This window comes from Paenibacillus sp. IHBB 10380, assembly GCF_000949425.1.
Taxonomy (GTDB): domain Bacteria; phylum Bacillota; class Bacilli; order Paenibacillales; family Paenibacillaceae; genus Paenibacillus_AQ.
The window spans coordinates 2,740,126-2,754,284 of the sequence record NZ_CP010976.1 but is presented as its reverse complement, the minus strand read 5'-3'; the positions used below and the strand labels follow the sequence as shown (position 1 = coordinate 2,754,284).

The following is a 14,159-nucleotide window of genomic DNA, read 5'->3' as shown; positions in this document are numbered from 1 at the left end:
AACATGTCCTACAAACAGATTAAATGGATGATTCTCATTCTACCTACACTAGTAGTGGGGATATGGGAATATGTACGACATCGTTTTCTAATGCCATATATTTCAATGGATCTAGGAAATTATCTAACGCCAGTTATCGTATTTCTAATTAGCATGACGCTATTGAATCAACTCTTTAAATCATTGGAACAGATTCAGGAGGAACTCAATCAGGAACGTGCTGAGAAGATTTCTCTGAAGGAGAAAGACCATTTGGCAAGAGAACTCCACGATGGCATTGCACAGTCCTTGTTTTTATTATCTGTCCAAATTGACAGAGCCGAAGCTAAACAAACTTCCGGTGAGGAACAAGTGGATTTACAAGAAATTCGTAAAACAGTCCATGAAGTTAATCGATATGCTCGTCAAGCCATTGCAAATTTACGTTATCCTGTCATATCCTCAGAAGATATATACGAAGATTCTATGAAGTCTAGAATTGTGCATTCGGCTGAAGAAGCTTCCATAATGAACCTACTTATTCAGTGGAACATTCCAGATACGGATCTGAGTTCTAAACAAAAAGTAGAACTACTTGCTTGTATTCGTGAGGCCTTGATGAACACAACCAAACATGCTCAGGCATCGGTTGTTTCGATTACAGGAGAGGGAACAAAGGCTGCCTGGGTTGTCTCTATAAAGGATAATGGTACAGGTATACAAGAAGATGCACCGAAACGTAAGGATCGATATGGTCTGCGAATTATGAAAGAAAGAGCACAGGAGCTGGGATGGGATGTTACAATGCCTCCTGTGGATCAAGGTACAGCGATTGAAATTCGGAAGGAGGATCAACCCTTATGAGTATATATCGAGTGCTAGTTGTGGATGATTCACCTCAAGCAAGGGAGGCGATCGGCAATATCCTAGCTGAAGAACCTTCGTTTGAAATTGTGGGTGTGGTTTCTAGCGGAGAAGAAGCTGTGGCTTGTACAGAGACATTGATGCCGGATCTAATTCTTATGGATATCCAAATGCAAGGGATGGGGGGGCTTGAGGCTACCCGAGTCATTAAGTTGCAATACCCATACGTCAAAATTGTCATGATTACGGTATCGGATGATGTAACACATCTATTTGAAGCTTTGAAGCAAGGCGCGCAAGGGTATTTGCTCAAAAATTTATCACCGTCAACGTGGCTAGAATATTTGCAGGCAATTATGAGCGATGAAGCTCCACTCAGTCGTGAGTTAGCTTTTAGAATATTGAAGGAATTCCCTGTGTCTGTAGCAGGCGAAGATCACATTCCTTTAACCGCGCGAGAGCGAGAAATTCTGAACTGGGTCGCTTCAGGGATGACGAATAAAGAGATTGCGCTAGAGCTTGCTATTTCGGATCAAACCGTGAAGAATCATTTGAAAAATATATTGCAAAAGTTACACCTCGAGAACCGGGTCCAATTAACTCGTTATGCAATGGAAAAAGGATTAGTCAGTAGAAAAAATGGACTGTTTCATAAATGGAAGTAGCTTCAAATCACAAGAATTGAACAAGAAAAAGGCTTCGCAGTCTAACTTCAGTGGAATATTTCCATTTAAGTAGAAGGCGAAGCCTTATTATGTTGCCTTATCATCCATGAACTGACTCACTGGAATTTACCCACTACACTAACCTATCGTTATTTTACCTTCTGGATAACGGAAAGGTGTCTTTTGTTTCTTCGGAGTCAGTGCGTAAGCTAAGGTTAAAGGTCCTAGCCGGCCTAGGAACATGAGAAATGTAATGGCAATTTTGCCGATAGGAGAGAGTTGTTGCGTTAACCCTATCGAAATACCACATGTACCAAATGCAGAGGTTGCTTCGAATAATATACTCAGAAATTGTTGATCCTCGGTTATAGATAGTAGCATGGTAAAGGCGATAACGAGTAGAAAGGATAATAATGTTAGTGTGATGGCTTTATATACGACTTCCTTGGAGATTCGATTGCGGAAAAAGACAACATCTTCTTTGCCACGCGCCATACTGATCACGGCTCCGATGAGAATGGCAAAGGTTGTTACTTTGATCCCACCTCCTGTTGAACCAGGTGCAGCACCGATGAACATTAAGATGATCATGAAAAATTGCGTTGATTGTCTCAAAGAAGCAGTATCCAGTGTTGTAATTCCTCCGGAGCGTGTTGTGACAGATTGGAGTAAAGAGGCCATTAATTTGCCTGGTTCACTCAGGGCTTTCAAAGTATCCTGATTACTATATTCGCTCAAATAGATAACGATCGTACCCAACACAATAAGACAGACTGAGGTGGATAGGACAATTTTGCTATGGAGTGAGAGTTTTCTAGTCTCGCGATAGCTTAGTAAGTCCGAAATAACGATAAAGCCGATTCCTCCGAGGAAGATTAAGACCATTAGAATCAGATTGATGTAAGGATCGTTTACATAGGAATTAAAGCCATCCGAAAATTCATGAATGTTACCAAATATATTGAATCCCGCGTTATTGAACGTAGAGATACTGTGGAACATACCGAAATAAGCGGCTTTCCAGAAAGGCATGTCCAAGGAGAATCGGATAGCAAGGAGAATCGTACCGATAAGCTCAATTAATAATGAGTACAGAATCACTTTTCGGATGAGCCTCACAATACCTTCCATACTGCCATGGTTCATCGCTTGTTGAAGGATTAAGCGCTCTTTAAGTGAGATGCGTTTATTAAACAACAGTGCAATAAGGGTTGCCATAGTTGTGAAACCTATTCCCCCAATCTGGACAAGAAATAATAATACCAGCTCTCCAAAGGTGGATAAGTGAATTCCCGGATCTATTACAGCTAGTCCTGTTACACACGTAGCCGATGTAGCCATGAATAGTGCATTTACAAAGGATAACGGCTCAGCTTCTGAAGTCGCTAGGGGTGAGGAGAGCAATATGGCCCCCGTTAGTATAATTAACATAAACCCCAGTACTAATATTTTGGGAGGCGTTAATAAAAATCGTAATATTTTCTTTCTTTTCATATGTAGTGGTTCACCTTCCAAAAATGTCATTCTGTCTATTATAGTGTACCCAACAATAATAAAACAGATGTTATTGACTTTATTCAACTTATTGATGTAAGGTATTGTGAACTATATTATTTAAAAAGCTTATCAAGATCATAAGTCCAAGTATGCAGTGTGAATACTTTCGTCCCTTTACAGGGTTGAATGTGTTCTTTATTATGTTTGGGAGGAGATAAGGATGAGACAGAATACATTATTTATGCCAACACTAAGAGATACCCCTTCTGAGACGGATGCAATTAGCCATCAACTATTATTAAGAGCAGGGTTAATCAGACAACTTGCTGCTGGAGTATATTCATATTTACCTATGGGCTGGAGAGTGCTCCGAAAGATTGAGAACATCGTTCGGCAAGAAATGGAACGTGCAGGAGGGCAAGAGCTACACCTTCCTGTTATGCAGCCTACAGAGTTGTGGCATGAGTCGGGGCGATATGCGGATTATGGACCAGAACTCATTCGGCTCAAGGACAGACACGGACGGGAATTCGCTCTTGGACCTACGCATGAAGAAGTAATTACGGCCTTGGTTGCGAATGATATTAAGTCATATCGTAAGCTACCGATCACCCTTTTTCAGATTCAGACTAAGTTTCGTGATGAGCGAAGACCCAGATATGGACTCCTTAGAGGTAGAGAATTCCTAATGAAGGATGCCTATTCTTTTGATATGGATTGGGAAGGATTAGATATTACATATAAGGCTATGTTTAAAGCTTATCATCAAATATTTAGTCGATGCGATCTGAGATTCACAGCTGTGGAGGCCGATGCGGGTACCATTGGTGGAGAAGGCGAGACGCATGAGTTTATGGTTCTATCTGATGTAGGTGAAGATACAGTAGTTACATGTTCTAGCTGTCATTATTCCGCTAATATAGAAAAGGCTATTTCAGCGCCTTCTAGTGATGAGCAATCCCAAGGGGAACACTCTGAATCTGTAGAAAAGCTACATACACCTCATACCAAGACAGTGGAAGATCTTGTTAAGCTGTTGAAGGTGCAGGCGAAGGATATTTTGAAGACCTTGATCTATGTAGCCGATGGAGATCCCATAGCCGTTGTTATGCGGGGAGACCATAATGTGAATGAAACTAAATTATTAAACGATCTTGGAGTAACGACAATAGAACTAGCTGATGATGTCACGGTTCTAAGTGTATCGGATGCTCCGCATGGTTATGTGGGACCGATTGGACTCACGATTCCTATCTATATGGATCATGAAGAGGCCAAAATAGTGGGCGGCGGTATTGTGGGTGCGAATGAAGAACACTATCATTTGAAGCATGTCGTACCGGGTGTACACTTCTCTGCTAATCGCCAAGGAGAATATCGTGAGGCGCAAGAAGGGGATGTTTGTTTTCATTGTGGAGCACCTTTACAATTCGATCGTGGAATTGAGGTAGGACATGTATTTAAGCTTGGAACGAAGTATAGTGAAAAGCTAGGAGCAAAGTATCTAGATGTACAAGGTAAGGAGCAACCGATGATCATGGGTTGTTACGGTATCGGTATTTCTCGCTTACTAGCCGCAGTTATTGAGCAAAATAATGATGAGCATGGTATTATTTGGCCGAAACCATTGGCACCATTTCAAGTTCACATCATACCCGTTTCTATTAAAGATAGCACGCAAGTTGCAATTGCAGAGCAATTATATAAGCAAATGATAGCCGCAGGGATTGAGGTATTACTTGATGATCGTGATGAGCGAGCAGGTGTGAAGTTTAAGGATTCAGATTTATTAGGGATTCCGATTCGCATCGTAGTAGGTAAGGATGCTATTAACGGGATTGTAGAATTTAAAGAACGTCATCGTGATGAGCGGCTAACATTAGATCAGGAGACAGTCCTGTCTAAAGTGATGGAAGCTGCGCAGAATTAATGATGATCAGTACGTTTAAGGTATTGAAATACATGTACAAGGAGATATGGAGGCTATCATGACAATAAGATTCGCAATAAAAGAAGATGCACAATACGCAGCTAGACTGTTGTACGACGCATTACATGACGTTGCTCACCAACTGACAGGCGAAGAAACTGAGGCGGATGCGGTAAACGTTCTGGAGTATTATTTCACACAAGAGGATGGACGGTTAAGCTATAAGCAGGCTATGGTGAAGGAAATAGACGGTAAAGTGGTTGGCATCGTCATTGCTTATGCAGGGGCTGATGTTGATATGCTTGATCAACCGATATTAGAACGTTTACGTAAGCTTCACAACGATCCAACCTTTAAGTTGGATAAGGAATCCGATGAGGATGAATATTATATTGATACCCTTTCTGTGTCCCCAGATTGTGGAGGACAAGGGATTGGATCGGAATTAATACAAGAGGTTGAGAATGTGGCTAGGAAGAAATCTTTTCATAAAATTGCTTTGGTCGTATATAAAGATAACCCGAGAGCCTATGCTTTGTATCAACGAAAAGGTTATGAAGCAGACAAAGAGATCATAATCAATGGACAAGTATATGATCATATGGTTAAAAGATTATAGAATAACAAAGAAAATAGCATGTGGTTGTAATAAAAGGTACCCATTTAGATTTAAAATTGTTATGATCTCTAGAGATGTATGAGAAATATTATGAAAGTAAGGTGATACCATGGATGGAGGCTATTATGCAGGTTGGGGTACGTTGGCGCTTGTTAACGCTGGGCTTGCACAAGGGAAGAATCGCAGTGGTCTGAATTGGTTTTTACTCTCTTTAATTCTGGGGCCTGTGGCCACTTTCTTTCTTGTTATTTCTGATAAAAGGTAAAATACGCAAAAGGAGAAATAAAGTTGAACAACGAAATTAATGTCAAAACGAAGCTAGAAGCAAAGGATGTTAAAGAGTTCAATCTGGCTTATAGCAGTAAATCAAGAGCCCTGATGGGCGTTATATTATTCATATTTTATTTGGCAGTTATGATTATTGTAAGCGATAGAAGAGATACGGAATATATACTAATACTTGCTGGTATAGCAGCAGTGATAAGTTTTGTGTCATGGTTTTTGAATAAAAAAAGTGTTGAAAGAAGATCTGGAAAAGCATACTCAACGGATAAATTAGCACAAATGGAACAAAAGTATCTCATATCTGAGAATAGCATCGACTATGAATCTGAATCTGGATCAGGAAGCATTAAATGGTCTGAAATTCTCAGAGTTACGGAAACAAAAAATTTGTTTTTAATTTTCGTTTCTACGAATAGGACGCTCATTATTCCGAAAAATTCCTTTATATCTGAGAAAGAAACAACAACGTTTAGATATTTTATCAAAAAGAACATTCCGCCTAAACCGGTTAAATTTATGCTTTAGAAAGCAAAGCAAAAACAATTAGCAGGATTCAGAATGAATGAGGTTATTCTTTAACTTCATTCTGAATCAAGTTGGTTGTTTTTTTGTTTACGTCAGATGTGATATTGACCATAGGTCAACTATTTCGATATGATGAATAGGATAATTTAGGGAGTAGAGAGGAGAATGATGATGGACAAAATTTTAACTCGTGCGGAGGTTCGTGAAGAAGCAACGTGGAATTTAGATGATCTTTTTCCTAGCGTGGAAGCTTGGGAAACGGAGCTGAAAGCAATTCGATCGGATGTAAGCAAGGTAACACAGTTCAAAGGCAAACTAGGCGAAGGTGCTGAAATTCTATTAGCATGTCTGAATGCACAAGAGGAGTTGCATGGACGGGTATCACGGGCGGCTTCATTCTCTCGCTTACGTCAATCGGAAGATGGAACGAATTCAGACAATCTAGTGAATTCTGCTAAAGCAGGGGATATGGTATCAAATGTCGCTTCGGCGTTGTCTTTTGTCAAATCTGAAATTCTTGAACTTCCAGAAGGTACGGTTGTGCGTTATCTGGAAGAGGAGGTTGGCCTTGCAGACTATCGTAGAAGTCTCATGTTAATACTTGAAACGAAGCCGCACCGTTTGAGTTCTGAAACAGAAAGTGTACTTGCTTCTATAAGTGAGGTGATGGATTCCCCTTATCGAGTATATCTGCGGGCTAAGTTGTCTGATATGAAGTTTGATCATGCGACGGATGGTGAAGGTAAGTCTCGGCCGGTGTCTTTTCCACTTTATGAGAATAACTATGAGCAGTCATCAGATACGGAGTTAAGACGTTCTTCATTCTCATCTTTTAGCCGATCGCTTCAGTCCTATCGTAATACTTTTGCAGAGGCTTATGCGACAGAGGTCAAAAAGCAAGTGGTGATGTCACGGTTACGTGGGTATGACTCTGTGACAGACATGTTGCTGAAGCCACAGCAAGTTACCACACAAATGTATGATCAAATTCTGGACACCATTCAGCAAGAGTTGTCACCTCATATGCGTCGCTTGGCCGCTCTGAAGAAACGGGAATTGGGTCTTGATCGTATGCACTTCTGCGATTTGAAAGCGCCTCTTGATCCTGAGTTTAACCCAAGTATTTCATACGCAGAAGCTTGTGATCTAATCCAAGATGCACTTGGGATTCTTGGACCGGAATATGGAGAGATTGTGCATTCTGCCTTTAATGAAAGATGGGTAGATTATGCGGATAACGCTGGGAAATCTACAGGGGCATTCTGCTCTTCTGCTTACGGTTCGCATTCATATATCCTTGTAACTTGGGCAGATAACATGCGAGGCGTCTTCACGTTGGCTCATGAAGTAGGGCATGCAGGACACCTCATGCTTGCGGCACGAAATCAAAGGTTAACGAATGCTCGTCCGTCCATGTATTTTATTGAAGCGCCATCTACGATGAACGAGCTACTAGTGGCTGACCATTTGCTAGCCAAATCGAATGATAAACGTATGAGACGATGGGTCATATTACAATTACTTAATACTTACTATCATAACTTTGTAACACATTTGCTCGAAGGGGAATTGCAACGTAGAGTGTACCGTCTTGCGATGAATGATGAACCGATTACAGCGAAGCTTCTGTCGGAACTTAAGGGTGAAATCCTGTCCTCTTTCTGGGGTAGCGAAGTAGAAATAGATGAGGATGCTAAGCTGACATGGATGCGCCAACCTCATTATTATATGGGGTTATATCCATACACCTATGCAGCAGGGTTAACGGCTTCTACTGCTGTAGCTCAGATTATTAAGGAAGAGGGGCAGCCTGCTGTAGATCGCTGGTTGGATGTACTTAAAGCTGGCGGAAGCATGAACCCGTTGGACCTTATGAAGCTCGCGGGTGTGGATATGTCAGATGCTACTCCAATTCGCAGCGCTGTTAAGTATATTGGAGAATTGGTGGATGAACTAGAGACACTATTTTAATAGGAATAACCGGATGATCATTACAGGGCCACTACTGCAGGGAGTTTTGTGAAACTAATATTAATCCAGTATCAATAAACCCAATGCCGCATAGGCATTGGGTTTATTGATACTGGAAGAAAAGTAAAGCAAGATGAACAAGTTTGCTACACTTAGCGAAACAAATAATCGTATAGTTCCATGTGGAATTATATAAATTTATCCTCGGAAGATCATCTATTTAAAAGTTGTCGTAGTGCCGGTATCCTCGATGGATGTCCCATTCATGTTTGAGGAAATCACGAGTGATTACCAGACGGTAATGGTGCAAGGGTAGTTAGCTTATCGGATCGTTGATTATCGGAAGACGACGCAAATTTTGAATTACACAAGGTACAGCTTAATGATGGTCAATATTTATTTGGTGTGAATGATTTGTTCATAGGTCGTAAAACGTATGTGTCGGCCCGATTCCAGTTTAATCTGAATGATAGGGTCGAAAACAATCTTCTAGTGGAGTAATTATTTCCATGGGTCTTGGTTCCACAGGATGGTTCAAGAGTGTTCTTGTGGGAGTAGCGGGTATTGTCAGTGGTACCACACGGCAGCAAACTACATTTGCACCACAAGATATAGCTATGAATGAGGGGGGCGTAGAAAATGAACAAAAAGAGAACAATCGTCAGATGACTTCGAATCTATGATTGGGACTCACCATGTCTCTATTTCATGGCTAGAGAACCATTTCCAAACAAAACGACAGCTGCTCAGCTTGTTGTTTAATTGAGCACCTGTAGTAGAGGTGTTTTTTTTGTATGGGGATATAGTTGTTTGCAATGATCATAAGTTTAATTCAACTTACGCAATAACGGATGCATTTCATTTTACATTACATATGATATGTCCACACGTTTATATGTATTTTGAATATTGGTATGTAAAGGTGTGTATTTTTCGGATTTTGATATTCGTTTCTTAGTTCTTTTGAAAATTTTTCGTTTAGTAATTGTGATATAGAAGAGGTTGTAACAGATGGCATCAGGAATATGTGGAATTTACTGACTGAAATGGACAGTTCAATTCATAGAAGTGTGGAGCTGTTGGCTTCGTTAATTTAGATAAAAGGAGAATCGGAAAATATGGCAATTTTATCAACAGGACCTATAGAAAATAATCTTGTCAGTGGTGTTCGGCCTACTCAACGAGTCACGGTAAGAATTGATAATCGAGATTCAGCCAATTTTTCAACGTTACTCATCCAAGGATACTATCTAAACGGGACAAGAACTTTATATGTACTTGAATTAATAGTAGTAAATCCTAATGAAGTGATTACAAAGGATTATTATGCTAATTTCAATGGATTTGAGTTTGTATTTACAACAGGAAGTGCAGCAGAAGATGAAACTCAAATTTCAGTCTGGGGGAAAGATTCAACAGGTCAGTTAGTGACGGCTCATCGTATTGTATCTTCAGAATTATTAGGAGAGGAAGTAGGTATTACAGGAGTAACAGGAGCGACTGGGGTTAAAGGTGCAACTGGAGTAACGGGAGCGACTGGGGTTACCGGAGAAACTGGGGTTACGGGTGCAACTGGGGTTACGGGAGCGACTGGGGTTAAAGGTGCAACTGGAGTAACGGGAGCGACTGGGGTTACCGGAGAAACTGGGGTTACGGGTGCAACTGGGGTTACGGGAGCGACTGGAGTTACGGGAGCAACTGGGGATACTGGAGCAACTGGAGTTACCGGAGCAACTGGGGATACGGGAGCAACTGGAGTTACGGGTGTGACTGGGGTCACGGGTGAAACTGGAGTTACGGGAGCAACAGGGATTACCGGAGCAACTGGTGTAGAGGGTGAAACCGGAGTTACCGGAGCAACTGGGGATACGGGAGCAACTGGAGTTACGGGAGTGACTGGAGTTATGGGAGCAACTGGAGATACAGGAGCGACTGGAGTTACGGGAGCGACTGGAGTTACGGGAGCGACTGGAGTTACGGGAGCGACTGGAGTTACGGGAGCAACTGGAGTTACGGGAGCAACTGGAGTTACGGGAGCAACTGGAGTTACGGGAGCAACTGGGGTTACGGGAGCGACTGGAGTTACGGGAGAAACTGGGGTTACGGGAGCAACTGGAGTTACGGGAGCAACTGGGGTTATGGGAGCAACTGGGGTTACAGGTGAAATTGGAGTTACAGGAGCAACTGGTGTTACAGGAGCGACTGGGGTTATGGGAGCGATTGGGATTACCGGAGCAACTGGAGTTACGGGAGCAACTGGAGTTACGGGAGCAACTGGGGTTACGGGTGTGACTGGGGATACGGGAGCAACTGGGGTTACAGGTGAAACTGGAGTTACGGGAGCGACTGGGGTTACAGGAGCGAATGGTGTTACAGGTGCGACTGGGGTTACGGGTGTAACTGGTGTTACCGGAGCAACTGGGGTTACAGGTGAAACTGGAGATACGGGAGCAACTGGAGTTACGGGAGCGACTGGGGTTACAGGAGCGACTGGTGTTACAGGTGCGACTGGTGTTACGGGTGTAACTGGTGTTACGGGAGCAACTGGAGTTACGGGAGCAACTGGGGTTATGGGAGCAACTGGGGATACGGGAGCAACTGGGGTCACAGGAGCAACTGGAGTAACAGGAGCAACTGGGGTTACCGGAGTAACTGGGGTTACGGGAGCAACTGGGGTTACGGGAGCGACTGGAGTTACGGGAGAAACTGGGGTTACGGGAGAAACTGGAGTTACGGGAGCAACTGGGGTTATGGGAGCAACTGGGGTTACAGGTGAAACTGGAGTTACAGGAGCAACTGGGGTCACAGGGGCAACAGGGGTTACAGGAGCAGCTGGTGTTACGGGTGCGACTGGTGTCACAGGAGCGACTGGGGTTACGGGAGCAACTGGAGTTACGGGTGTGACTGGGGTTACGGGAGCGACTGGGGATACAGGAGCAACTGGGGTTACGGGAGCAACTGGAGTTACGGGTGTGACTGGGGTTACGGGAGCGACTGGAGTAACAGGAGCAACTGGGGTTACCGGAGAAACTGGGCTTACGGGTGAAACTGGGGTTACGGGAGCAACTGGAGTTACGGGTGTGACTGGGGTTACGGGAGTGACTGGGGTTACCGGAGCAACTGGAGTTACGGGAGCGACTGGAGTTACCGGAGCGACTGGAGTTACCGGAGCAACTGGAGTTACGGGAGCAACTGGGGTTACAGGTGCGACTGGGGTTACCGGTGCAACAGGAGTAACGGGAGCGACTGGAGTTACCGGAGCAACTGGAGTTACAGGAGTAACGGGAGCAACTGGGGTTACGGGAGCGACTGGGGTTACGGGAGCGACTGGGGTTACGGGAGCGACTGGGGTTACGGGAGCGACTGGGGTTACGGGAGCGACTGGGGTTACCGGAGCAACTGGAGTTACAGGAGTAACGGGAGCAACTGGGGTTACGGGAGCGACTGGAGTTACCGGAGCGACTGGAGTTACCGGAGCAACTGGAGTTACGGGAGCAACTGGGGTTACAGGTGCGACTGGGGTTACCGGTGCAACAGGAGTAACGGGAGCGACTGGAGTTACCGGAGCAACTGGAGTTACGGGAGCAACTGGGGTTACGGGAGTGACTGGGGTTACCGGAGCAACTGGAGTTACGGGAGCGACTGGAGTTACCGGAGCGACTGGAGTTACCGGAGCAACTGGAGTTACGGGAGCAACTGGGGTTACAGGTGCGACTGGGGTTACCGGTGCAACAGGAGTAACGGGAGCGACTGGAGTTACCGGAGCAACTGGAGTTACAGGAGTAACGGGAGCAACTGGGGTTACGGGAGCGACTGGGGTTACGGGAGCGACTGGGGTTACGGGAGCGACTGGGGTTACGGGAGCGACTGGGGTTACGGGAGCGACTGGGGTTACAGGAGCAACTGGAGCAACTGGGGTTACTGGTGTAACTGGGGTTACAGGGGCGACTGGAGTAACGGGAGCGACTGGTGTTACCGGAGCAACTGGGGTTACCGGAGCAACTGGAGAAACAGGGGCAACTGGGGTTACTGGTGTAACTGGGGTTACAGGGGCGACTGGAGTAACGGGAGCGACTGGGGTTACAGGAGCAACTGGGGTTACCGGAGCGACTGGGGTTATAGGAACAACTGGGGTTACCGGAGGGACTGGAGTAACGGGAGCAACTGGGGTTACCGGAGTAACTGGGGTTACGGGAGCAACTGGAGTTACCGGAGCAACTGGGGTTACTGGTGTAACTGGAGTAATGGGAGCGACTGGGGTTACAGGAGCAACTGGAGTTACGGGAGCGACTGGGGTTACAGGAGCAACTGGGGTTACCGGAGCAACTGGGGTTACCGGAGTAACTGGGGTTACGGGAGCAACTGGGGTTACAGGAGCAATAGGGGTTACAGGTGCGACAGGGGTTACGGGAGCAACAGGCCCTACTGGAGCAGTTGCCACAACACAAAACGGACTCTTTATTGTTAGTGTATCACCTATTACAGATGGGACAGACATTTCGTATGCAACCTCATTTATTAATGGCTCTAACATTTCACATCCAACAGCTACAACCTTTTCACTAGCAACAGGGCACATTTATATGGTTTCGTATACTTTCAGGGCAACTAGTTCTATAAGTGGAAACATTACTGTTACACCAAGATTAAATGCGGTATTTAAGGGTGATTTTTCAGGTAAAGCAGCTACTGGTACTTTAGTAGCTGATGTAAGCGTATCTGGTACGTTCTTAGCTGACGCTACTGCAGGTGCTATTACATTGGACTTTCTTTATAATGGTTCGGCACCAGCCAATCCGACTGATGGTTCTGTTTCGATTATTCAGGTTCAGTAAAATATGAGGGCTGGCATTTGCCAGCTTGTAAGATGACAAGAACATATGACTACTAGAAGCCGCATTTCTTTTTTTACTTTTTAACTATAATTAATATGAATGGGGAAGGGCACAGTTATCGGAACATGAAGAAATAAATAATGTGACACATAATAAGGCCATCTTTTTCGAAAAAGTATTTGGTAGAACAAGAGTCTTACAAGGATATAGTCTGATTACGGCTCGTGATACCCCAAAAAACATTGCGGCTGAGCAAACGAATAAGTCATTTAAAGGGATATAAAGTGCATCTGTAATTTTTTGAATATTTACAATCGTTATGATTTCCTCGGTACGTTCAACTCCACCAATATAAGAAAACCTGGAAAGATCTTAAGGATGTTAACAGGAATGAAATGATATGGAAGAGTATTTTGAAGATTTAAAAAGTACCCCGATGAAGGGAAATAATGATACCAATTATAAAGGGAGAAAACCAACAAGTTATTATATATGGAGAATGATAGGAGGAGAAGAAAACTTTTTGCATTATATACAGAGGTATGAATGGCGAGAAGCTCCTGATTTACACCGATTCGCTAATTAATATATCAGCAAGACCGTCCTAAGTTGCAACCTAAGCAAGACGAAGATTATGAATATGTGTCTGATTATGTATGAATAAATCATTGATAGCCAAAATATGAACGTCCAATGCCTACGGGGTATTGGGTTATTTTTTACGAAATCTGTATTTGTTTTGCAGAGCTTTCTATAGGTGTTTTTGTAAGGATATATGTTTGCCAGCAATGACACGAGTATCGTTCAACCTCAAATAACGGATGTAATCTATTTATCCTGATTCAATCCTCTAAGTTAAATCTATTAATCTATGTGTTAAATGTAATCTTTTTTACATTACATATGATATGTCCACGCGTTTATATAGATCTTGAATATAGGTATAAATAGGAGTGAATTTTCAAATTTCAATACTAATTTCTTTTGTT

At 43.5% G+C, this 14,159-nt stretch carries 11 protein-coding genes; 10 read left to right on the top strand and 1 reads right to left on the bottom strand.

What is annotated here, in order from left to right:
* Positions 1-3 precede the first annotated feature (3 nt).
* Both UB51_RS11885 and UB51_RS11880 read left to right on the top strand, forming a co-directional pair.
* Entirely contained in the window at positions 4-843 is an 840-nt protein-coding gene (locus UB51_RS11885; RefSeq protein WP_044877465.1) for a sensor histidine kinase, read from the top strand.
* A complete protein-coding gene (locus UB51_RS11880; RefSeq protein ID WP_044877464.1) occupies positions 840-1,508 on the top strand; it encodes a response regulator in 669 nt (222 codons plus the stop codon). Before UB51_RS11885 ends, UB51_RS11880 begins: the two co-directional genes overlap by 4 nt.
* A 138-nt stretch (positions 1,509-1,646) precedes the next feature.
* Here the strand turns inward: UB51_RS11880 and UB51_RS11875 are convergent, their stop codons facing one another.
* Entirely contained in the window at positions 1,647-3,002 is a 1,356-nt protein-coding gene (locus UB51_RS11875) for a TrkH family potassium uptake protein (RefSeq protein WP_044877463.1), read from the bottom strand.
* Positions 3,003-3,225: 223 nt separating this feature from the next.
* On the opposite strand from UB51_RS11875, the gene UB51_RS11870 reads away from it, so the two are divergent.
* The 8 genes from UB51_RS11870 to UB51_RS11835 all read left to right on the top strand — a co-directional run bounded on the left by UB51_RS11870 (position 3,226) and on the right by UB51_RS11835 (position 13,756).
* Positions 3,226-4,935, top strand: coding sequence for a proline--tRNA ligase (locus UB51_RS11870; protein ID WP_044877462.1), 1,710 nt, complete (start codon positions 3,226-3,228; stop codon positions 4,933-4,935).
* Between the two features lie 58 nt (positions 4,936-4,993).
* Positions 4,994-5,554 (top strand): GNAT family N-acetyltransferase, encoded by a 561-nt coding sequence (locus tag UB51_RS11865; RefSeq protein ID WP_044877461.1) that lies wholly within the window; start codon positions 4,994-4,996, stop codon positions 5,552-5,554.
* Between the two features lie 109 nt (positions 5,555-5,663).
* The gene (locus UB51_RS28525) at positions 5,664-5,819 is read left to right on the top strand and encodes a hypothetical protein (protein WP_199925007.1); all 156 of its coding nucleotides are present in this window, start codon (positions 5,664-5,666) and stop codon (positions 5,817-5,819) included.
* 23 nt (positions 5,820-5,842) lie between these two features.
* Positions 5,843-6,364, top strand: a complete 522-nt coding sequence (locus tag UB51_RS11860; protein WP_044877460.1) for a YcxB family protein — start codon at positions 5,843-5,845, stop codon at positions 6,362-6,364.
* Positions 6,365-6,535: 171 nt separating this feature from the next.
* Positions 6,536-8,335 carry an oligoendopeptidase F gene (gene pepF, locus UB51_RS11855; protein ID WP_044877459.1) on the top strand — a complete coding sequence of 600 codons (1,800 nt, stop codon included), beginning with the start codon at positions 6,536-6,538 and terminating at the stop codon, positions 8,333-8,335.
* A gap of 509 nt (positions 8,336-8,844) precedes the next feature.
* Positions 8,845-9,018 carry a hypothetical protein gene (locus tag UB51_RS28275; RefSeq protein WP_160297262.1) on the top strand — a complete coding sequence of 58 codons (174 nt, stop codon included), beginning with the start codon at positions 8,845-8,847 and terminating at the stop codon, positions 9,016-9,018.
* A gap of 435 nt (positions 9,019-9,453) precedes the next feature.
* Entirely contained in the window at positions 9,454-13,170 is a 3,717-nt protein-coding gene (locus UB51_RS29010; protein ID WP_082063128.1) for a beta strand repeat-containing protein, read from the top strand.
* Positions 13,171-13,570: 400 nt separating this feature from the next.
* Positions 13,571-13,756, top strand: coding sequence for a hypothetical protein (locus tag UB51_RS11835; RefSeq protein WP_044877458.1), 186 nt, complete (start codon positions 13,571-13,573; stop codon positions 13,754-13,756).
* Positions 13,757-14,159: the final 403 nt, after the last annotated feature.

Excerpts from the sequence above, each read along its gene's own strand:
- UB51_RS11885 (WP_044877465.1), top strand. The coding sequence starts at position 4 with ATGTCCTACAAACAGATTAAATGGATGATTCTCATTCTACCTACACTA.
- UB51_RS11880 (WP_044877464.1), top strand. The coding sequence starts at position 840 with ATGAGTATATATCGAGTGCTAGTTGTGGATGATTCACCTCAAGCAAGG.
- UB51_RS11875 (WP_044877463.1), bottom strand. The coding sequence starts at position 3,002 with ATGAAAAGAAAGAAAATATTACGATTTTTATTAACGCCTCCCAAAATA.
- UB51_RS11870 (WP_044877462.1), top strand. The coding sequence starts at position 3,226 with ATGAGACAGAATACATTATTTATGCCAACACTAAGAGATACCCCTTCT.
- UB51_RS11865 (WP_044877461.1), top strand. The coding sequence starts at position 4,994 with ATGACAATAAGATTCGCAATAAAAGAAGATGCACAATACGCAGCTAGA.
- UB51_RS28525 (WP_199925007.1), top strand. The coding sequence starts at position 5,664 with ATGGATGGAGGCTATTATGCAGGTTGGGGTACGTTGGCGCTTGTTAAC.
- pepF (WP_044877459.1), top strand. The coding sequence starts at position 6,536 with ATGGACAAAATTTTAACTCGTGCGGAGGTTCGTGAAGAAGCAACGTGG.
- UB51_RS28275 (WP_160297262.1), top strand. The coding sequence starts at position 8,845 with ATGGGTCTTGGTTCCACAGGATGGTTCAAGAGTGTTCTTGTGGGAGTA.
- UB51_RS29010 (WP_082063128.1), top strand. The coding sequence starts at position 9,454 with ATGGCAATTTTATCAACAGGACCTATAGAAAATAATCTTGTCAGTGGT.
- UB51_RS11835 (WP_044877458.1), top strand. The coding sequence starts at position 13,571 with ATGGAAGAGTATTTTGAAGATTTAAAAAGTACCCCGATGAAGGGAAAT.